The 20152-nt window shown below is 64.4% G+C and carries 24 protein-coding genes; 12 read left to right on the forward strand and 12 right to left on the reverse strand.

Annotated elements, in window-relative coordinates:
• Positions 1 to 22: 22 nt before the first annotated feature.
• A complete protein-coding gene (locus tag C444_RS03865) occupies positions 23 to 307 on the reverse strand; it encodes a DUF7562 family protein (protein WP_004591060.1) in 285 nt (94 codons plus the stop codon).
• Between the two features lie 225 nt (positions 308 to 532).
• Here C444_RS03865 and C444_RS03870 point away from each other — a divergent pair, with 225 nt between their 5' ends.
• The 4 genes from C444_RS03870 (at position 533) to C444_RS03885 (ending at position 5145) form a co-directional block, all read left to right on the forward strand.
• Positions 533 to 2113 (forward strand): bacterio-opsin activator domain-containing protein, encoded by a 1581-nt coding sequence (locus C444_RS03870; protein WP_004591062.1) that lies wholly within the window; start codon positions 533 to 535, stop codon positions 2111 to 2113.
• Positions 2114 to 2368: 255 nt separating this feature from the next.
• The gene (locus C444_RS03875; RefSeq protein ID WP_004591065.1) at positions 2369 to 3340 is read left to right on the forward strand and encodes a phytoene/squalene synthase family protein; all 972 of its coding nucleotides are present in this window, start codon (positions 2369 to 2371) and stop codon (positions 3338 to 3340) included.
• Positions 3341 to 3388: 48 nt separating this feature from the next.
• Positions 3389 to 4114, forward strand: a complete 726-nt coding sequence (locus tag C444_RS03880; protein ID WP_004591067.1) for a lycopene cyclase domain-containing protein — start codon at positions 3389 to 3391, stop codon at positions 4112 to 4114.
• Complete coding sequence (locus tag C444_RS03885; RefSeq protein ID WP_004591069.1) at positions 4111 to 5145, forward strand: Brp/Blh family beta-carotene 15,15'-dioxygenase; 1035 nt, start codon at positions 4111 to 4113, stop codon at positions 5143 to 5145. Before C444_RS03880 ends, C444_RS03885 begins: the two co-directional genes overlap by 4 nt.
• A 26-nt stretch (positions 5146 to 5171) precedes the next feature.
• On the opposite strand, the gene C444_RS03890 is transcribed toward C444_RS03885, so the two are convergent.
• Together C444_RS03890 and C444_RS03895 are read right to left on the reverse strand one after the other, a co-directional pair.
• Positions 5172 to 5435: a hypothetical protein gene (locus C444_RS03890; protein ID WP_004591071.1), complete on the reverse strand. Its 264-nt coding sequence runs from the start codon at positions 5433 to 5435 to the stop codon at positions 5172 to 5174.
• Positions 5436 to 5613: 178 nt separating this feature from the next.
• On the reverse strand, positions 5614 to 6204 hold the full coding sequence (locus tag C444_RS03895) for a 50S ribosomal protein L15e (protein ID WP_004591074.1): 591 nt from the start codon (positions 6202 to 6204) through the stop codon (positions 5614 to 5616).
• Between the two features lie 260 nt (positions 6205 to 6464).
• On the opposite strand from C444_RS03895, the gene C444_RS03900 reads away from it, so the two are divergent.
• Positions 6465 to 8411 (forward strand): aldehyde ferredoxin oxidoreductase family protein, encoded by a 1947-nt coding sequence (locus C444_RS03900; protein WP_004591075.1) that lies wholly within the window; start codon positions 6465 to 6467, stop codon positions 8409 to 8411.
• 36 nt (positions 8412 to 8447) lie between these two features.
• On the forward strand, positions 8448 to 8813 hold the full coding sequence (locus tag C444_RS03905; RefSeq protein WP_004591076.1) for a hypothetical protein: 366 nt from the start codon (positions 8448 to 8450) through the stop codon (positions 8811 to 8813).
• Here C444_RS03905 and C444_RS03910 read toward each other — a convergent pair.
• The 3 genes from C444_RS03910 to C444_RS03920 all read right to left on the reverse strand — a co-directional run bounded on the left by C444_RS03910 (position 8797) and on the right by C444_RS03920 (position 9902).
• Positions 8797 to 9165: a hypothetical protein gene (locus tag C444_RS03910; RefSeq protein ID WP_004591077.1), complete on the reverse strand. Its 369-nt coding sequence runs from the start codon at positions 9163 to 9165 to the stop codon at positions 8797 to 8799. The genes C444_RS03905 and C444_RS03910 overlap by 17 nt on opposite strands.
• Before the next feature lie 10 nt (positions 9166 to 9175).
• Complete coding sequence (locus C444_RS03915) at positions 9176 to 9430, reverse strand: hypothetical protein (RefSeq protein WP_004591078.1); 255 nt, start codon at positions 9428 to 9430, stop codon at positions 9176 to 9178.
• 103 nt (positions 9431 to 9533) lie between these two features.
• Complete coding sequence (locus C444_RS03920) at positions 9534 to 9902, reverse strand: hypothetical protein (protein WP_004591079.1); 369 nt, start codon at positions 9900 to 9902, stop codon at positions 9534 to 9536.
• Positions 9903 to 9993: 91 nt separating this feature from the next.
• On the opposite strand from C444_RS03920, the gene C444_RS03925 reads away from it, so the two are divergent.
• A complete protein-coding gene (locus C444_RS03925; RefSeq protein WP_004591080.1) occupies positions 9994 to 10395 on the forward strand; it encodes a ubiquitin family protein in 402 nt (133 codons plus the stop codon).
• Between the two features lie 24 nt (positions 10396 to 10419).
• Here C444_RS03925 and C444_RS03930 read toward each other — a convergent pair whose 3' ends face one another.
• Entirely contained in the window at positions 10420 to 10692 is a 273-nt protein-coding gene (locus C444_RS03930; protein ID WP_004591081.1) for a ubiquitin-like small modifier protein 1, read from the reverse strand.
• A gap of 164 nt (positions 10693 to 10856) precedes the next feature.
• Between C444_RS03930 and C444_RS03935 the strand changes: the two genes are divergently transcribed.
• On the forward strand, positions 10857 to 11819 hold the full coding sequence (locus C444_RS03935) for a C-terminal binding protein (RefSeq protein ID WP_004591082.1): 963 nt from the start codon (positions 10857 to 10859) through the stop codon (positions 11817 to 11819).
• Between the two features lie 65 nt (positions 11820 to 11884).
• Here C444_RS03935 and C444_RS03940 read toward each other — a convergent pair whose 3' ends face one another.
• Complete coding sequence (locus C444_RS03940) at positions 11885 to 12286, reverse strand: hypothetical protein (protein WP_004591083.1); 402 nt, start codon at positions 12284 to 12286, stop codon at positions 11885 to 11887.
• 95 nt (positions 12287 to 12381) lie between these two features.
• On the opposite strand from C444_RS03940, the gene C444_RS03945 reads away from it, so the two are divergent.
• Together C444_RS03945 and C444_RS03950 are read left to right on the forward strand one after the other, a co-directional pair.
• Positions 12382 to 13167 (forward strand): helix-turn-helix domain-containing protein, encoded by a 786-nt coding sequence (locus tag C444_RS03945; RefSeq protein WP_004591084.1) that lies wholly within the window; start codon positions 12382 to 12384, stop codon positions 13165 to 13167.
• Between the two features lie 239 nt (positions 13168 to 13406).
• Positions 13407 to 14426, forward strand: a complete 1020-nt coding sequence (locus C444_RS03950) for a transcription initiation factor IIB (protein WP_004591085.1) — start codon at positions 13407 to 13409, stop codon at positions 14424 to 14426.
• Positions 14427 to 14448: 22 nt separating this feature from the next.
• On the opposite strand, the gene C444_RS03955 is transcribed toward C444_RS03950, so the two are convergent.
• The 4 genes from C444_RS03955 to C444_RS03970 all read right to left on the reverse strand — a co-directional run bounded on the left by C444_RS03955 (position 14449) and on the right by C444_RS03970 (position 17676).
• Positions 14449 to 15243, reverse strand: coding sequence for an HpcH/HpaI aldolase family protein (locus C444_RS03955; protein ID WP_004591086.1), 795 nt, complete (start codon positions 15241 to 15243; stop codon positions 14449 to 14451).
• 72 nt (positions 15244 to 15315) lie between these two features.
• Positions 15316 to 15642, reverse strand: coding sequence for a cupin domain-containing protein (locus C444_RS03960; protein WP_004591087.1), 327 nt, complete (start codon positions 15640 to 15642; stop codon positions 15316 to 15318).
• Between the two features lie 343 nt (positions 15643 to 15985).
• Positions 15986 to 16714 carry a class I SAM-dependent methyltransferase gene (locus C444_RS03965; protein ID WP_004591088.1) on the reverse strand — a complete coding sequence of 243 codons (729 nt, stop codon included), beginning with the start codon at positions 16712 to 16714 and terminating at the stop codon, positions 15986 to 15988.
• A 77-nt stretch (positions 16715 to 16791) separates the two neighbouring features.
• The gene (locus C444_RS03970) at positions 16792 to 17676 is read right to left on the reverse strand and encodes an aldo/keto reductase (protein ID WP_004591089.1); all 885 of its coding nucleotides are present in this window, start codon (positions 17674 to 17676) and stop codon (positions 16792 to 16794) included.
• Between the two features lie 126 nt (positions 17677 to 17802).
• Here C444_RS03970 and C444_RS03975 point away from each other — a divergent pair, with 126 nt between their 5' ends.
• Together C444_RS03975 and C444_RS03980 are read left to right on the forward strand one after the other, a co-directional pair.
• Positions 17803 to 18762, forward strand: coding sequence for a S49 family peptidase (locus C444_RS03975; RefSeq protein ID WP_004591090.1), 960 nt, complete (start codon positions 17803 to 17805; stop codon positions 18760 to 18762).
• Positions 18755 to 19807 (forward strand): DUF4350 domain-containing protein, encoded by a 1053-nt coding sequence (locus C444_RS03980; protein ID WP_004591091.1) that lies wholly within the window; start codon positions 18755 to 18757, stop codon positions 19805 to 19807. The genes C444_RS03975 and C444_RS03980 overlap by 8 nt, the downstream gene beginning before the upstream one ends.
• Positions 19808 to 20152 lie beyond the last annotated feature (345 nt).

Here is a 20152-nt window from a genome sequence, read left to right on the forward strand (position 1 = left end):
ACTGGGCCGTGACTTCCGTGTCTCATTCCCTGTGCGCGTCGCCCTCGGAGAGTTCTCGGAACCGTTTCAGGAACGTCTCTTGATCGGCCTCGCCGGCTCCGGCGGCATCAAGCGTCGTTTCGAGGCCATCCCGTGGTTGCTGGCACAGCTCGGCAAAACAGGCTTTACAGAGGTGTTCGAACGTCTTGTTCCGGCGGTCCCACCGGTCGCCGTGTTTGTCGTACTCGCGGGCGTCGGACCGCGAGACGGACTCCCCACACGCGATACAGGTGACCGACTCCGCCCGGGAGTTCCGGGACCCGAACATACGAACCCGTTGCGACTGACAGCGCTTAGAGTTTTCCGCACGGGCAACAGTTCCCCGTTCCGGGCCACACGTTTATTCNGTTCCGGGACCCGAACATACGAACCCGTTGCGACTGACAGCGCTTAGAGTTTTCCGCACGGGCAACAGTTCCCCGTTCCGGGCCACACGTTTATTCACCCGCCGCCATTACACAGGGTATCGGCTATTCGGAGCCAGGGACACTGAATGAAGCCACCAGAGACACTCGCTCACTCGACGTTGGACACGCTACCCATCAATATCGCTGTCCTCGACGACGAGGGGACGATCCTGTTCACCAACCGCGCTTGGCGGGAGTTCGCGGGCGACGAGGACGGGGAGATGGAGGGGACGAACTACTTCGCGACGACCGACGTCGACGCCGACGAGTACGCCGGGCAGGCGCTTGGCGGCATCGAGTCGGTCATCGACGGTGAGCAGGACCTGTTCACGATGGAGTACCCGTGTCACTCCCCGGAGGAGAAGCAGTGGTTTCTGATGCGGGTCGCACCGCTGCCCGACGACGAGGCCGGGAGCGCGGTCGTCGCACACATCGACATCACCCAGCGGAAGCTCGCCGAACTGGCGGCCGAGCGACGGAGCGAGGAACTCAAAGCCGAGCGCCAGAACCTCAAACAGCTCGTCGACCGGGTCGACGGCCTGCTGAAGGCGGTGATGGGCGATGTGCTGACCGTCGACTCGCGCGAGGCGATCCAACAGACCGTCTGTGATCGGCTGGCCGCGGTCGACTCCTACCAGTTCGCCTGGGTGTCCGAACTGGACCTGCGCGACGAGACGCTGTCGTCGACGGCGCTCTCTGCTGACCACCCGACAACGCTGTCCATCCCGCTGGACGCTGACGATCCGGTCGCGGAGGCAGCCCGCACTGAAGAGATGCAGGTCGTGACCGGTGACATCGACGAGCAACACAGCCGACTCGCCGACTCCGAGGTCGCGTCGGTCGCGGCAGTCCCGCTCGTCTCCGGCGAATCGCTGTACGGCGTTCTCACCGTCTACGCCGACAGCGACGACGTGTTCGACCCCCGTGAACAGGCCGTGCTCGGGACCATCGGTCGGGCGACCGCAGCGGCCATCGACGCCCGCGAGACCAGCCGGCTGCTGACCGCCGACAACGTCACCGAACTCGAACTCCAGGTCACCGACCCAGAGGTGTTCTACATCGACGTGGCGAGCGAACTCGGCTGCTCGATGGAGTACGGTGGGAGCGTCCCCGACGGTGAGGAGACGGTAATGTTCTTCCTCGTCGAGACGGAGGACCCCTCGGCGGTCTGTGCCGTCGCCGCCGACCACCCGCAGGTATCGGGCGTTTCGCATGTCTCGACGGCCGACTCGTCGGCGCTGTTCGAGTTTACCGTCTCGGACCCGCCGGTCGTTTCGGTCGTCGCCGACCGCGGGGCCCAGACGGGCGACATTCTGGTCGAACCGGGGAAGTCGACAGTCACTGTCACGCTCCCGGCGTCGATGGAGACCCGAAGCGTGGTCGAGCAGGTCCGCAACCGGTATCCGGAGACGGAACTGCTCTCCGTACGAGAACGGGACGAACCGCCAGTCTCCCGGCAGGCGTTTGTCGCAAACGTCGAAGAGCGGTTGACCAACCGCCAGCTAACGGCGCTCCGGAAGGGGTTTCTCGGTGGTTTCTTCGACTGGCCACGCGACGTCTCCGGCGAGCAATTGGCTGAATCGATGGACATCTGTCCGTCGACGTTCCACCAGCACCTCCGTGCGGGTGAGCGAAAGCTACTGGAAGAAGTGTTCGAAAACTGGTAACCAGTGCTTGCGAAACCCTACGCCTGCGGCGGACTCCTGGTGCGATCCCCGAAGCAGTTTGGTAGTCCGCTTATCCCGATAACAACCGTATATACGTGTAGTGACACCGAACCAGTGTCCTATCTGTCGTCAGCGAACGGACAGGACACGCCGCCCCGTGATAGCGGTGCAACCACGGGCCGACCGGACCAGTACGCACAGCCTCCCGACAAGCGCGCGACGCACCGTCCGCCAATGACTGCCCGATAGCTTTCAATGCACTCCGATAACATCCAAACCAGCAAATCGATACAACAGGAAACCGGACGGACGTTCCACCTCGCGACGCGTCTGCTTCCGGAGCGTATCCGCCACCCGACGTACGTCATGTACGCGTTCTTCCGGGTTGCGGACGAGGTCGTCGACCAGACGGACGGGCCGCCGCCGACCGTCCAGCATGAGCAACTGGAGGTGATTCGTGAGGCCGCGCTCGGGAACATCGACCCGGCCGAGACCGACCACGAGGCGGTCATGGCGGCGTTTCAGGACCTGGCCGAGCGCCACGACATCTCCGAGGAGACGATCAACGTCTTCATCGACGCGATGGAGATGGACATCGCACAGGCCCGCTACGAGACGTTCGAAGACCTCCGTGAGTACATGGGCGGCTCCGCTGTCGCTGTCGGCCACATGATGACGGAGGTGATGGACCCGCCACAGAAGGAAGAGGCCCTGCCCCACGCGACGGCGTTGGCTGAGGCGTTCCAGCTATCGAACTTCCTGCGAGACGTTCGTGAGGACATCCACGACTACGGCCGGGTGTATCTCCCACAGGAGACGCTCGACCGCCACGGCGTCACCGAGGAGCAACTGGCCGACGCCGAGGTCGACGACGCCTTCCGCGCCGTGATGCAGGAGGAACTGGCCCGGACCGACGAACTGTACCGCGAGGGCGTCGCCGGTATCCGATACCTCCCGGAGGACTGCCAGTTCGGCGTGCTACTGGCCGCGGTCCTGTACGCCGACCACCACCGGCTCATCCGCGACCGTGGCTACGACGTGCTGACGGAGACGCCAGAACTCACTCGTCGCCGCCGGCTGTGGTTGCTTGCCCGTACGTGGTGGCACTGGCGGCGCAACGGCGACCCCGAAGCGACGTTCTACACCGTGAGCGCTGTCTCCGAGCGTGGCCCCGGTGAGACGCCGACAGACACTCACAGCCACGGGCAGCCCACGTGGCGTGGATGACAGCCACGCACCGGATATCGTTTTCGACCACCTGTCGTATCTGAACTAATGGTGCCCACGCTCACGTATCTCCAGTTCCACGCCCTGTTCGTGGTGCCGGTCGTGGCCGGGCTGGCGCTGACGGCCACCTACCGCCTCGGGAGCCGCCGGGACGTACTCACAGGAACGGTAATCCTCGCAGGACTGGCCCTCGTCTACACGACGCCGTGGGACGGCGCACTCATCCGACGCGGCGTCTGGTGGTACGGCGACGGCACCGTGCTGGCACGGTTCTGGTCGATTCCCCTCGGCGAGTACCTCTTTTTCATCCTGCAGACCGCGATGGTCGGGCTGTGGGTGGCCCGGTTTCGGATAGACACGGAGCGCCCGCTGGCGACGCCGATACGAACGCGGCTCGTCGGGTTCGGCGCTGCGCTCGTTGTCGTTCTGTCCGGCCTCGCGCTCCTGCGCTCCGATTCGGGGCTGTACCTCGGGTCCCTGCTGGTCTGGAGCGGCCCGATTCTCGCCATTCAGTGGCTGTTCGGGTGGCACTTCCTCGTCGGCGAGTGGCGGGCAGTGAGCGTTGCGACACTGGTCCCAACGGCCTATCTCTGTGGTATCGACAGCGTCGCCATCCGACTCGGTGTCTGGACCCTCTCGAAACAGTACACGACCGGCTACACGATTCCCCTGCTCGACCTGCCAATCGAAGAAGCGGTCTTCTTCCTGCTGACGACGCTGTTCGTCGTCCAGGGGGTCGTGTTATACGTCTGGCTCGTCGACAGATGGGAATGAGCCACCGTAGCACCGTTTCGCCGTCGGCTCGTGCGACCCTCTCCCGCGTCGCGTTGGTCCCCGGCTGGGTCGCCAGCGTCACCGTCGTCGCTCCGTTCCTCGCCGGGGTCTCGATACCACCGGCGCTCCAGTACGTTCCGCTGGTCGTCAGCGCCGTCCTGCTCGGCCTCCCCCACGGCGCGGTTGACCACCTCGCGGTCGCACGCACTCGTGGCGAGCGACCGGATTGGCAAGCCATCGCTCGAATCTTCGCCCTCTATGGCGTCGTCGGCGGAGCTTACGCTGTCGCCTGGTTCCTTGCGCCTGCGGCGGCCTTTGTCCTGTTCATCGCGGTGACGTGGTTCCACTGGGGCCAGGGCGACCTGTACGCCCTGCTCGCGCTGGCCGACGCCGACTATCTCCGGTCGCTCCCACAGCGAGTCGGCACCGTCCTCGTCCGCGGCGGCCTGCCGATGCTGGTCCCGCTACTCGCGTTCCCGGCGTGGTACCGCCGCGTCGCAACCGACCTCGTCTCGCTGTTCGCGCCCGACGCCGCGGCCGCTATCGGCTGGGCGTTCCGGACAGACGTGCGAACCGCGCTCGCAATCGCCTACGGCGCGCTCGTCGCGGCGACGCTGGCCGTCGGACTTGCCCGCGCCGACGCCCGCCGGCCGTGGCTCCTCGACGCTGGCGAGACGCTGGGCTTACTCGCGTACTTCGTCCTCGTTCCGCCGGTACTCGCCATCGGCGTCTACTTCTGTCTGTGGCACTCGCTGCGTCATGTCGCCCGCCTCCTCCTGGTCGATGACGACGCCACTGCCGCGCTCGAAAACCGCGACCCAACAACCGCCCTGTCGCGGTTCGCCCGCGACGCCGCGCCGCTGACTGCCGTTTCGCTCGCCCTGCTCGGCGGACTCTACTTCCTGGTTCCGAATCCGCCCGGAACGGTCCCCGAGTGGGTCGCGCTGTACCTGGTGTTCATTGCCGTCGTCACGCTCCCCCACGTCCTCGTCGTCAGTATCATGGACCGCGAACAGGGCGTCTGGGTGTAGCCTCCCGACGGCCGTCCTCGTTGGAGTCACGTGAAAAGCATGAGTAGCGTTCCGGAAACCGCGAGTACCGCGCCGAGCGCACTGACCATCGCGACCCGCGTTTCCACGTCCGACTCTGCGCCGGTCACGAGGCTGTAGACGCTCACGACAGCTAGGAGCGCTCCACCGACTGCTGCGGCCGCTCCAGCGACAACGCTAACACCGTTGGCCTGGGTCGTGACGTACCCATTGAGACCCAGCGAGACGCCGACAAGCAGTAACGAGAGGTGGTGGAGTCGCGCCGCATCCATACGTCCGGGTGATACTGCTGTGAGAAGAGTGTTCTGATCCGACAGGAAAGACCCGGTGACTGGGATAGAGCTGTTCCTTTTCCAAATCTGTGGCTAGGGTGTCCAGTCCTGCCGGACCCACCACTCTTCGGAATGTGCTTCCAGCCGCAAAATATCGGATAGAACTGCTACGTCGGCCTTACTTGCCCTTGCCGCGGTTGCTTCGAAGCGACGGGCGGGTCTTTTCGCTGCCCTTGCCCTTACCGCCGAGACCGCGGTTGCGGCGGCCGGCACCGGTCAGACCGCGGAAGACGCGGTCAGCCTGGTCGTTGGCACAGATCCACGACAGGTCGTCGTCGTTCTGGATGGCCGGGTGGTTCGGGTCGATGAGGATGATTTCGTGCCACTTCTGGCGGCCGTCCTGACCGACGGAGTAGCTGTTGAGCACGCGCAGGTTCGGGAAGGTGCGGGAGGCGCGTTCCTCGGCGACGCGCTGGATGTCCTTCCGGCGGGTGATGCGCGTGACGCCCTGGCGCTTGGACCGGCGACCGGCCTTGTGTCGGCGCTTGCGTGCGCTGCCCTTGCGGACGGAGACGCGAGCGACAATAACGCCCTGTTTCGCCTTGTAACCCTGCGAGCGGGCCTTGTCGAGGCGGGTCGGGCGCTCGATGCGCTCGACGGCCCCTTCGTTGCGCCATTCCTGCTGGCGCTGCCACTGTAGTTCTGCGAGCTGTCCGTCGCCTGGGTTCTTCCAGGCATCTCGAATGTACGAATATGCGCTTCGTGCCATATGTATTCACCACGGGCGTTGCGTGGTTCAAGTCGCGCTCGGCGCGACTCACATCCCGACCTGCACACGCAGGTGCCCGCTGGTGCCCGTCGTCCAGCGAGTTACTCCGGAGTTTGCCGTTCGGACTCTTAAGCGGTTCGGACCGGACTTAGGGATGGGACCCAGTCACGAAGGCCCAGTGATCGCTGAAACCGTCAGATATCTGTATTTTAGCAACACAAACCGTTAACTTGTTCGCGGCCAGAGAGTCACGTATTACCATGACAGACCTTGGTGGCTTTCAGGACCACGTGGCACGAATCGACCTTGGGGACGGTGACGTAGCCTACGAAGGTATCGACGAGGAAGACGCAAAGAAGTATATCGGCGCACGTGGGCTCGGCGTGAAATACGTCTTCGACCAGGGGCCGGACGTTGACCCGCTCGGGCCGGAGAACCTGCTAGCGTTCATGAACGGGCCGCTGACGGGAACACAGGTGACGATGAGCGGCCGTATCGCCATCTGTACGAAGTCGCCGCTGACGGGGACCGTCACTGATTCCCACCACGGCGGCTGGTCCGGAGCACGGCTGAAGTGGTCGGGCTTCGACGGACTGCTGTTCGAAGGGCAGGCCGACGAGCCGGTGTATGCACTCGTCGAAGACGGTGAGGTGGAACTGCGCGATGCAGCCCATCTCTGGGGGCAGGGCGTCCACGACACTATCGATGACCTCGAAGAAGAGATCGAGGGCGGCTCGCTGGGCAAGAACCTTTCCGTGATGGCCATCGGCCAAGGTGGTGAGAACGAGGTCAAATACGCCTGTATCGTCAACGAGGACGACCGCGCGTCGGGCCGCGGTGGCACCGGTTGCGTGATGGGCAATAAGAACCTCAAAGCCGTCGTCGTCAAGTCCAGCACGCGGATGCCCAAGCCGAAGGATCAGGAGACGTTCCAGGAGGGCCACAAGCAGGCGATGCAGGTCATTCAGGAGTCCGACGTGACCGCGCCCAACGAGGGCGGGCTCTCGATGTACGGCACCAACGTCCTGATGAACCTCACCGAGGAGATGGACGGTCTCCCGACGAAGAACGCGAAGTACTCCTCGACGCGGTCGTACTCGGAGGCCGAGGGCGATGGCGAGCGCATCATCGATTCGGAGAACGTCTCGGGCGAGAACGTCCGGGAGAACATCCTGGTCGACGAGCCGACCTGTCACTCCTGTCCGGTCGCCTGCAAGAAGGAAGTCGAGGTGCAGGCGATGCACAAGGGCGAGGAGATGAACGTCCGCACCGAATCCTACGAGTACGAGTCCGCGTGGGCACTGGGGCCGAACTCCGGCCACGTCGAGCGCGACAAGATCGCCGTGATGCTCGACCGGTGTAACGACGTCGGCGTCGACACCATCGACGTGGGCAACACCATGGCGATGGCGATGGAGATGACCGAGGAGGGCAAGTTCGACGACCTCGGCGACGGAATCGATTGGGGCGACGCCGACACGATGATCGACATGATCGACATGATCGCCACCCGCGAAACGGAACTCGCGGACCACCTTGCCGAGGGGCCGGACCATCTCGCCGAGGCGTTCGACGCCCACACCAACTCCCTCGCGGTCAAGGGCCAGACGATGGCGGCCTACGACCCGCGCTGTATGAAGGGGATGGCAATCGGCTATGCGACCTCGAACCGCGGGGCGTGTCACCTGCGCGGGTACACGCCGGCAGCCGAGATTCTCGGTATCCCGGAAAAAGTCGACCCGCGAGAGTGGGAGGGCAAAGGCGAGCTGTGTGCCACCTTCCAGGACCTGCACGCGATCAGCGACTCCTTCGACATCTGCAAGTTCAACGCCTTCGCAGAGGGTATCGAGGAGTACGTCCTGCAGTACAACGGCATGACGGGACTGGACGTGAGCGAGGAGGAACTGATGGAAGCCGGCGAACGCATCTACAACCTCGAACGGTACTACAACAACCTCGCCGGTTTCGACGGGTCCGACGACGACTTGCCAAACCGGTTCGTCGAGGGCGACGAACACGCGATGCCGGCCCAGGGCGGTTCCGAGGGCGAACTCGCGGAGCTCTCGAAGATGAAAGACGAGTACTACGAGGTGCGTGACTGGGAGAACGGCGTCGTCACCGATGAGAAACTCGACGAACTGGGCATCGATATCGGCCCCGGAACCGGCGTCAACTCCGGCGGCGCAGCGGCACCGAGCGACGACTGAGACAGCGCCAGCCGCCGAACACATTTCAGTTCTCTAATGCGCAAGGAAGATATCGACGACTTCGAATTCCAGGTAGAGTCCCGACTGACCAGCCACGGTGTTTACGTCACCGACTTCACTGACGAGGGCGATACGTATCGGCTCACCTACGAGTCGATTTCGGCCGACGAGGCGGCTGTCATCCCCCACCGAGAGATCGGCCGCGTCATCAACGTCTTCCGGGACCTCCACGCCGACGACTGGTCGGGGGTCGACATCGAGGCGACGGTGACTGACCTCGAAGACACCGAACTCGGCGAGTGGTCGGTCGACAGCGAGTGGATTGACGACCTCGAAAACGGCGACCTCTCGGAGACGGCGTTTTCCCAGCGCGTGCTGGAGACGATTACGGTGCGGAGCTGACCGCCAGCACGTCCCTGATTTCCAGCGTCATCTCGAACTCCTCGCTTCTGTCCAGCCGCCGCCCGTCGCGCTCGAACTGGGCGGCGTGGGCCCGCCGCACCGCGTCCTGTTCGCGGTCGCTCAGTCCGAGTTCTGTGCCGATACTGTCCCAGTGGCCCGACTCGGCACAGACGTAATCTGCCTCTCTGGGGCCGCTGATGCGCTCGTACTCCCTGCCGTAGGTCTCCCGGTTCGCTTGGAGATACGTCTGGGCCCGTTCGAGTAGCTCCGGGAGCTGGTCGAGTGGGATGCTCGCACGGGTGCCGGCCAGCAGGACGATCTGTCCCTCGATTGGGTACGATGACTCAGTCATCGCGTCCCGGTCAGCCGCCCGCCCGCATCGCCTTCTGTGCGAACTTCTCGATGAGCGGCTCCAGCGTCTCCGGCTCGCCGTCGAACTCGATGGTCACCTCGTTGAGTTGGAGACTCGGGCCGATGGCGACCTTCTCCTCTGAAAGTGTCGCCGCCCAACCGTCGCCTTCGACGGTCGCTTCGCCGCGTTGCTCGCCGCCGAGGTTCTCCAGATACCCGATAGCGGCTCGAACCGAGATGCCGCGAAAACTCCGTTCACGCTCCATCGTGTGGTCGTTACGGGTGTGGTCGTCTAAACCTATCGGCGGCACTGCGCCGTTCTACCACACCCGCGCTATCCCGAATGGGTGCTACCCCCCGAGGGGTGCGCTACCCCGGCCGGATACCGTCGTCGACGATGCGGGCGTTCCGCTCGCGGTTGATGCGTTCGTCTAAGTCCTCATGGTCGTATATCTGGGAGATGATGGCGGCGTGGAGGTCGCGCCAGGCCATCGCGTAGATGGGTGACTGGCCCCAGGCCCGGAGTTCGACGACGTACTCGTCGTAGGCCTCCCACCGACTCTCGAACTGTTCGATGTGGTCGACGACGGCGCTGGCCGGTTCCCCAGAGTTGAGAGCGGCGTTGAGCTCCCGCTCCCAGCCGCCGACGGCCTGTTGCATGTCGCGTTTCGTGTCCTCGCTGTCCGCCGGCAGCGAGTCGACAATCCCGGACGGAATCCCCAGTTCGATATCGTCCATATCGCCACACAGAGTTCGGTGCAAATAAACCCCAGCGATGGGCGAACATGTTCGTCTCTACTGATTTGTAGGGGCGGAGTGTAGTGCGCGTATGAGCAGTGAGACACTGGAACGGCAGGCGTCGGATCCGGACCTGACCACTGTCGAGGTCAGGTGCACCGGCCACGTTCGCCGGGTCGTCGGCGAACCGTCGCTGTCATACACGTTCGAGGGGGACACGCTACGTGACTTCCTCGATGCGTTCTTCCGGGAGTACGACGTGAGCGAAATGCTCATCGCGGAAACCGAGGCCGACGCCACCACTGATGGCTGGGCCCCGGAGATGGCGGACCTCCCGGGCGACTGGGCGAAAAACCCCGAAGGCGAGCAGACCAGATGCTACGCGCGAGTTGCGGTCAACGGTGAGTTCAACGAACACCTCGACGGACTGGACACGGAACTGGAAGCCGGCGACCGCGTCGGATTGATGTTCCCGTTCATCTTCTGTTGCTAATTTGGGCGTCGATTTCGGCAGGACTTACCCCCCGGCAACTGGCGGGAACACACTGAGTTCGTCCCCGTCCTCCAGCGCAGTCTCCAGCCCGTCGAGATGCGTTATGTCTGTCCCGTTCCGGAGGATTGTCAGGTACTCCCGCAGGTCGCCGTCCTCGAACAGGTCCATCTCGGTGAATTCCTCTGAGAGCTGTCGGAGCACGTCACCCGCCTGCAGATCGCTTTCGTACTCACGGTGAACCGTTTTCTGCCCGACGGCTTCCCGGAAATTGGCGAAAAACCGCAGCTCGATTTGCATACCGCAGGGTTGGCGGTCGAGCGGCTTAAATCACAGCGCTCGGACCGAATACCTCGAACGAGCAACGGGTTCATTCGTTGTATTCCATCTATCATGGACCTCGAATTCCTATTCGATGGGAACGACTTCGGCCCGTTTTAGCGTCCCAGTCCATGACTCCGAATATGGAACGTGTGGTCGCAAGCGATGACCCGATGATAGATGTCGACCGACTGCGAGCGGAACTCGATGCTGATGTCGTCGTCGCGGAAACCGACGATGAGGACGCGCTCCGGGATGCTGCTGCCGGGGCAGCGGGGCTCGTCGTGGACGTAAACACGCCGGTCACCGCTGCGGTGCTCGACGCGCTGGACGACCTCAAAATCGTCGCGCGAGCGGGCGTCGGCATCGACAACATCGACGTGTCCGCGGCGGCGGACAACGGTGTGACCGTCACGAACGTCCCCGAGTACTGTACCGATGAGGTCGCCACCCACACGGTGACGCTACTGCTGGATTGCGTTCGGACGCTCACGGCCTACGACCGCGACGTTCGCGACGGTGGCTGGGGCTGGGAGCGGACCCGCCCGGTACATCGCGTCCGTGGCCAGACGCTGGGTCTCGTCTCCTTCGGCCCCATCGCACGGCGAGTACGCGACCAACTGCGGGGCTTTGACCTCGATGTGATCGCCTACGACCCCTACGTCGACGCTGAGGAGATGGCCGAAGCCGATGTCGAGAAGGTCACGCTCGAGAGGCTGTACGAGCGGGCTGACTACGTCTCCCTCCACGCACCGCTGACCGAGGAGACGGCGGAGATGATAGACGCCGACGCGCTCGCGGCAATGCGTGACCAGGCAATCCTCGTCAACACCGGCCGCGGCGGCCTAGTCGACGAGGGAGCGCTCCGGGCGGCGCTTGCGGACGGAACGATTGCGGCCGCCGGTCTCGATGTTCTGGCCGAGGAACCACCGACGGCGGACCACCCGTTGGTCGGCCTTGACAACTGTATTGTCACGCCCCACGCGGCGTGGTACTCCGAGGAAGCCCGCGACGACCTGAACGCCGCCGTCGCCGCGAACGTCAGGGCCGCGCTGGCCGGCGAGACGCCGCCGAACCGGATCGACCCGGAGACGGACTGGCTGTAAATATACGGCCGGTTTTGGCCGCTAACACCGTTGAAACGGCTGCCGGTGAGTGGCGCTACCTCAACTCAGCATCTGAGGAATTCCCGACGCTGGTCGCCGAGCGCGCTCTGGCCGGTCCCTGCCGTCTTGATGTCACGAGCGAGGTTCGAGAGATATGCTTGTAGACCAGGGTCACAGGTCCCGAATCCTCTGGCCTGGCGGTAATCACACCAGAGCGCGACCGGCAACAGCGGAGCTGCGAACAGTCCAGACAGCGTGACGCCCAACTGGAACGGGTGACCAGCCGGGACGGCAAGCCACGCGGCGGCCACGACCGCCCAGAACACCACTCCGTAGACGACGGTGTGTCGCCAGTTGTGTGTCGGTAGTTCATATCCGCGAATACGTGACGGCGAGTCGTCCGGGGTGTCGCCAGTGACCGCTCTGCCGGACGAGTCGCCAGTAGATGGAGAGACAGGACACGACATACTCCTTCGAAAGCGTGCTTCGATAATGACGGCTTGTTTGGCATACGCCGAACGAGACAGTGCGTATAAGCCACTCGACACGCAATGGGGTGTACATGCGAGAGTTCATTTTCACTATCGACTACGAACGGAACGTCGACCCCGTCATGGACGTGTTCATCGACTATCCGGAAACCCATTCCCGGACTATCGCGTGCAACGTCACACGGGACGGGATGTGGCGGCTCGAACGCGTCGCCGGTCCGGAGACCGCCCTCGAACAACTGGACGACGTGTACGACGACCCGGTCCAGTGTACCGAGTGTATCGGGACCCGTAACTGCAAGACTGACTGGACTTACGAGGTCATCGGCTCGGACCCCGGAGTTCGGACAGTGTACAGCTATCGGTCGGAAGCCGGCGACTGCCACTCGATTCCGCGGCTGGCCATCGACCACGTTGGCCGCGGCGTCCTCGTCGAGACCGAGCGCCGCGGGAGCCGGTGTGAGTGGCGGTTGCTCCTCTGTAGCGACGCCGGCGTCGACGGGCTGTTCGAGGAGATGGAATCCGAGCTCCGCGAGGGGCTCACCGTCGAGTTCCGGCAGCTCAGCTCGCCGTCGTACTGGGTCGACGAGGCCGTGACGCTGGCGGAGCTCCCGCCCGAGCAACAGGCCGCCGTCGAGGCCGCCGTCGAACACGGCTACTATCGGACGCCGCGAGACACCTCGCTCACCGAACTCGCAGAGACCCTCGACGTGTCGCGGTCGACGCTCCAGTACCGCCTCCAGCGGGCCGAAGCGTGGATCGTCCGGTCGTTCGTCACGCGGTCGATGGGGCCTGTCCAGGCCGACGAAGACGTCGCCGAGGGCGGCCGCCTCCGTATCGGTCGCTCGGGCGTGTAGTCGCTGGCATCGCATTCTGTCACCAGAACCGAGCCGAACTGCGCTATCCGCACACTGGCGCGTAGCGGCTCAGAACGAGGGAATAGCGGGAGGTGAGTCGTGCGCTGTGGGACGCTGAACGTGACACACAGCTACCGATTTTCCGAAGTTCGGCATATGCCAAACGAGTCGTCATGGGGGATGCACCCCTACAATTGGGTACGAACGCGGGCGTCCCCACGCGCTCGCAGAGGCACACTATGACGACACGCAGCATCTACTCCCCCGACGAACGCGGTGACAGTGTGGACGAACAGGCCGAGTCCGAGGCGAGCACCGGCCACGCCTGCCCGGACTGTGGCGGGAGCCTCGTCACCGACGACAGTCGCGGCGAGACCGTCTGCGAGTCGTGTGGTCTCGTCGTCGACGAGGACGAGATCGACCACGGCCCGGAGTGGCGGGCCTTCGACAGCCAGGAACGGGACAACAAGCGCCGCGTCGGCGCGCCGACGACCGAGATGAAACACGACAAGGGCCTCTCGACCAACATCGGCTGGCAGAACAAGGACGCCTACGGCAACTCCCTGTCGACGCGCCAGCGCGAGAAGATGCAGCGCCTGCGCACCTGGGACGAGCGGTTCCGTACCCGCGACCACGCCGAGCGCAACCTCAAGCAGGCCCTTGGCGAAATCGACCGGATGGGCAGCGCCCTCGGCGTCCCCGAGAGCGCCCGCGAGACGGCCAGCGTCATCTACCGCCGCGCGCTCGACGAGGGGATGCTACCCGGCCGCTCCATCGAAGGGATGGCGACCGCCGCGCTGTACGCCGCCGTCAGGCAGGCGAACCTTCCCCAGACCCTCGACGACATGGCCGTCGTCAGCCGTGTCGACGAGATGGAGTTCACCCGCGCGTACCGCTATCTCAACCGCGAACTCTCGCTGCAGGTCGGCCCGCCGGACCCCGCAACCTATCTCAGCAAGTTCGTCTCCGAACTCGACGCCGACGACGCCCTCGAACGCCAGGCCCGCGCGCTCATCGAAGCGGGGAAAGAAGCGAACGTCCACAGCGGCAAGAGCCCCGTCGGCCTCGCCGCCGCGGCCATCTACGCCGCCGGCCTGCTGCTCGGCGAGGAGATGACACAGGAGACCGTCAGCGAGGCCACCGACATCAGCACCGTCACCATCCGTGAGCGCTACCGCGAACTGCTGGAAGCCGAAGCGGAACTCGACGACAGCGCCGTCGACGCGGCGAGTGGTCCCGAATCCGGTGCAAGCGCCTAACTACGGCGCGCTGTTTTTCTTCTTAGCTCCGCTGTCCTTCGAACCCCTCCAGCCACCCACGCACGGCGCTCTGTATCGCGCCGGTCGTACTTCCGACGTGCAGTATCTGGTACCCCGACTCGGCCTTCTCGTTCACGTCGTCCATCCCGAAACCGAGGCCGCCGACGGTGACGTCCGCTTCCACCGCCGCCGAGCGGACCGTCTCCACCGCGTCCTGTACTTCCGGATGGTCGATCTCGCCCGGATGGCCGAGCGACACCGAGAGGTCGAACGGGCCGATGAACACGAAGCCCAGTTCGGGCACGTCCAGAATCGCGTCGATGTTCTCGACCGCCTCCTTCGTTTCGATTGTCGTCCCGATCAGTGTCTCATCATCCGCGGCCTCGATGTAGTTCTCACCGAGCCCCCAGCGGCGGGCCCGGGGCGCGGCCAGCCCCCGGTCGCCGGGCTCGCCGTCGTACCGGAACCGACCGGACCTGACCGCTTCGCGGACCTCCTCGGCGTTCTCGACCCGCGGGAGGAAAACGTTCTTCATCCCCAGGTCCAGGGCCTTCCGAACTAGCGTCGGCGACGTGTCCGGCAACCGAACCAGGAGCTCCGTTCCGGTCCCGTCGGCGGCCCGCAGGAGGTTCTCGACGGTCGCCGCGTCCCACGGGTCCGGTCCGCCGTGTTCGAAATCGAGCCAGATGAAGTCGACGCCGAGGTCCCCGTAGAACTCGACCAGCGTCGGGCTGTAGGTGTTGTCGAGGACGCCCAGCGCGACGCCGCCGCCGTCGACTGTCTTGCGGAGTCCGTTCGTTGGCAGTGGTTCGGCCATATCAGGCCAGTGCTGTGCGATACCAATAAACGTAGTGCGGAAGTAGTTGGCCGTCGTTACTGCCCGGCTTCCTTACTGTCCCGGCAGCGGGCAGAGGCTCGCGGTCAGGACGGCGACTCCGTCGGTGTGATTGTGCGCGCCGTGGGCCTGCCCGCGCTCGTTCAGGACGACGCCCGGCGCAGTGATGACTTCCTCAGTGTCGTCCTGCTGGACCGTCACCTCACCACGGACGACGTGGAACACGTTCGTTGCCCCGTCGTGTTCGTGCGGGTCGATAGTCGCGTCCGGCCCCAGCGCGAACGCTTTCACCAGCACGTCGTCGGTCACTGCCAGTTCACCGTCGATAACTTCGCCTGCTTCCGGTTCGGCGTCGAACTCGGATAATCGGTCGAGTGTCATACCGGCACGTGGGCCGGCGCTTCCTTAGCCGTTCGGTTGCTAAGAAAATCGGTCCCTGTTTGTGGTTCTTGAAGGCGTGTATTGTCTAACAGCCAGAAAGCCCCCGATACGCTCCAGTTCCGTGGCTCGCTACGCTCCTCGGTCATTGCACTCCCTGCGGTGCTTACATCGCCGGGGTTCCCGGAGCGTGGGTGGTCGGCTCTGCCGACCACCACATAACGTGGCGGCTCCGCCGCCACGCTGTCGGCCCCTTTCAGTCCCATCCATGTCGGCTGGCCAAACAGCTACGAGGCTTTCTGATTGTTTGTCCACTCGCTCCTTCGAGTGAGTACCGACTATCTCATCAATCCGCTAGCCGGAACGCGAGATTGTACATCGTCCCGGTTCGCTCGGAGCCGATAGCCGCGACCAAATCTTCAGCCATCGCAGTCAGTGGCTCACCCACTACGTCGGGAAGCCGGTCAGCGTACCCACGCACCACCTCCGCGTGGGCGTCCAGGTGTGCCCCGGTCCAGGGCACAGGGTCAAGCAAGGTCTTCTTTCGCTCGACAGTCCAGCCGTGCTCGGCGAACACCGCGGCCAGCACAGCGGGCGGGTAGAAGGTCAGCGCCGGCCGACCGTCGACCACCCGCGCGGCGGCGTTCTCCAGCGTGAACAGCCGGTTAACGGCCGCACCGGACGGCGGCACCCCGTAGTCGTCGACGACGAGGCGGCTGTCGGGCTTTGCGACCCGCGTTAGCTCGGCCGCGATAGGGTCCAGTTCAACCGGTGGCAGGACGTTACACAGCCCGTGGGCGGTGACGAGGTCGACGCCGTCGGTCGCAAGCGGCGTCGCTCGGAGGTCAGCCTCGATGACGACCAGCCGGTCGGCGTTCCCGTCGCCGACGCGCTCCCGGACCGTCACGGCGTGGTCGGCGTCGTTCGTCACCGCGTACACCCGCTCTGCGCCCGCGGCCAGCAGTCCAGCCGTCGTGTTCCCGACACCGGCCCCGGCTTCGAGACAGACCCGCCCCTCGACCTGCTGGTCGGCGAGGGCGGCCGTCACCGTCTCCGGAACGTCGTCCACGCTCATACTGTTGGCTGTAGCTTTGTGAAGATATTCACCACCCTATGGTGGTGAAATTTTCCAATGGCTTACAGCCGACAGTATCAGTGGTGCAGTTGCTCGGGCACCGGGCTGTCATCGTGTCGCGCTTCCTCGATGACCGCGCGCTGCCGGGCCTCGTCCATCCCCTCCGAGCGGCTAGCGGCGTCGAGTACCATCGCCACGAGCTTCGGGTCGCCGGGGCTGACGACTGTGTCGAGCCCCTGGGCGGCGGCGAAGTCGAACCGCTCGCGGACGGTTTCCGGCGTGTCGACCGGTTCGTACCAGTTCGCGTACGGCCGGTCGGCCTCGGCCAGTTCGTCGGTCGGCGGCCACGAGCCCTTCGCGAACGCCTTGATGCCCAGCGTACCGATGCCCTCCGACTCACAGCGTTCCAGCACGGCCTCGTAGTCGTACTCGCCGTCGTTCTTGCCGGCGACGACGGGGTTGAGCGGGAACATCACCGTCTCCAGGTCGTCGATGCGGTCGATGGCGTCCAGAATGAGTTCGGGGTTGCCGTGGCTCGTCAGCCCGATGTGGTCGATTTTCCCCGCCGCCTTCGCCTCGTGTATCGCGTCCAGCGCGCCGCCGTCGGCGGTGATGGTGTCCAGTTCGTCCTCGTACTCCAGGCCGTGGATCTGGTAGAGGTCGATGGTGTCGATGCCGAGGCGGTCAAGCGACCGGTCGATTTTCCGCGCCGCGCCCTCGTACTCGCGTTTCTGGGTCTTACAGCTCAGGAAGATGTCGTCGCGGTACTGCCGGAGTTTCGGCCCCAGTTTCAGCTCCGCGTCGCCGTACGTCGGTGCCACGTCGAAGTGGTTGACGCCGTGGTCCAACACGAGTTCGACCAGCTGGTTCGCCCCCTCCTGTTCGAGCCAGTTGAGTGCGATCGAACCGAACGTCAGCACCGTGCTCTCCTGTCCAGTGTCGCCCAGCGCTCGGGTCTCCATACCGACTCCACGTCCCGGAGACCAATAACCGTTGGTCGCTGCCGTTTCAATCGGCCTGGATGCCGGACCGCGAGGGAATTCGCCGGCCGGGGTTTATTACTCTCTCAGTCCGAACGGGCTGTATAGATGTTTGGGAGAGAACAACTGTTCTCGGCGATGACGGCGTCGTACGTGATCGCGGTCACGCTCGCCCTCGTCATCGCCGCGATATTCGCGCCGGTCATCTGGAACGGCGTGCCAAGCGGCGGCGACGACGATCCGAGCGTCGCCGTCATCACCCTTCGCGGCGGTACAACCGACGCTAACGTCAACGCGGTCAAACAGGACCTCCGCGAAGCACGAACCAACGAATCAATCGAGGCAGTCGTCCTCCGGGTCGACAGCCCCGGCGGGCCGGTCGACTCAAGCGAGGAGTTCTACCTCGCGGTAAACCGGACCGCCAGTGAGATGCCCGTCGTCGCCTACGTTGAAGGCACGGCCGCCTCGGGCGGGTACTACGGCATTACGCCGGCCGACGAGATCGTGGTCAAGCCGAGTTCGACCGTCGGCAGTATCGGCGTCATCGTTCAGGCCCCGTTGAGCCTCATCGAGCAGGTCGAACAACAAGGCGAGACGTTCGTCCGCTCGGGGCCGGACAAGGCCCAGATAAGCAAAGACAGTCTCCGCGAGGACATCGAAGTGCTCCAGCGGTCTTTCGTCGGGACGGTCATGCGTCACCGGGGCGAGCAACTGACCGTCTCTCGCGAGGAAGTCGCCAACGGCGGCACGTACCTCGGCGCACAGGCGACCCAGAACGGTTTCGCCGACCGGATCGGCGACACCGAACTGGCCATCGAACGGGCCGCCGCGCTCTCAGACGACATCGAGGGTGACCAGTACGACGTGACCTACCAGGGCAGTGGCGGTGCCAATTTCAACGTCATCATCGTTCCTGCCGGCGCTGAGACCGTCCAGGGTGCGAACAACGTGACGTACCTCGTCCACCCCGACGACAGCGAGACGACGTTCCGGGAACCGGTGAGGTACTACGCCGTCTGGGGAATCCCCGCTGAGGACAACAATGCAACGGTGATCCGCAATGACTGAGGGCCGTATCGTCAAGCCGCTGGCCGTGTTTATCGTCGTTCTCGTGATGATACTGGGCGGCACGTTCCTTCTCGCAGTCGCCAGTCCGGGGTCGTCGGGGCCGCCGGACGGCCAGTCTATCGACGGTCAATCGCCGTCACAGTACCAGCCAGACGCTGTCAATGCGCCTATCGACCCAGAAGAGGGGGAGATTTCGGTCGACACCGACACGAGCGACAAGCGAATACTCGTCGACACGAGCCACGGCAATCAGGTGTCTGAATCCGAACTCGAACCGATCACCGAGGCGGTGTTCGAGGCGGGCCACACCGTCGAGTACGGCACGTCCGGCACCGCCTCGTTCGCCGATTCGCTCGGCCAGTACGACGGTGTACTCATCGTCCAGCCGCTCGGCAGCTATTCACAGGAGGAACGCGACGCGCTCCAAGAGTACACGGACGACGGCGGGCGTGTCGTCATCCTCGCCGAACCGACACAGACCCGACTTTCGACCGGCTTCACCCAGTCGACGACGACAGTGTCGTTCGGGGCCAACAACGCCACCGAGCGCTACGGCGTCCGGATGGGTGCCGAACAGTTGTACAACGTCGATGACACGGCCAACGACAACAACTTCAAAGCCATCTACGCATCCCCGAGCGACGACGGGGAACTGACCGACGGTATCGAGACGATTACGTTCGACACCGCCGGCTACGCGGTGGTGAACGGCGACGCCGAGACGAAGTTCACCGCCGCCGAGGGCACCCGGACGCTGGAGACGCGCCGCACCGGCACGTACGCGACAGTCGTTCGCAACGACAACATGGTGTTCGTCACTGACTCGACGTTCATACGCAGCTCCGAGATATACGACGCCGACAACGAGGTGTTCATCGGGAACCTGCTTTCGTTCCTGCTCGACGGCGAGGCACCCGATCCGGGCGGTGGTGCGACCCCAGATCCCGGATTCAGGACTGGCGGTGATACTTCAACTCCGACCGAAACACCACCGGAACCGACCCCCGACCCGACTCCGACACCCACTCCCCCGAGCGGGTCCTGAGCCGGACTGCTCGGACCGCTATTGGTCGCGTCTTCACTGATTGCTATGCTGACCGCCGTCTCGCTGTACAGGCCACGTTCGGCAGCGTCGGCGACGAGAGTTCCATCGTCGTCTGTGCCCGACGACACCATGTCTGGTTCGTAGGCACCGTCTTCCACTTCCTGTACATCGACCCGTTTCCACGACTTTGCGAGCCAGGGATAGACAGTCCCCGCCGCGTCCTGTGTGATACTGCTTTCATACACGAGTCCATTGACCTTCCCGGACGGCGAATTAGTGCTGTAAGCCGGGTCAAAGGAATCGATGCCGGCACCGAGGCCGAACCGGAGGGGCCACCCTCCTGTA

Origin of the sequence: Haloarcula japonica DSM 6131 (genome assembly GCF_000336635.1) — an archaeon.
GTDB lineage: Archaea > Halobacteriota > Halobacteria > Halobacteriales > Haloarculaceae > Haloarcula > Haloarcula japonica.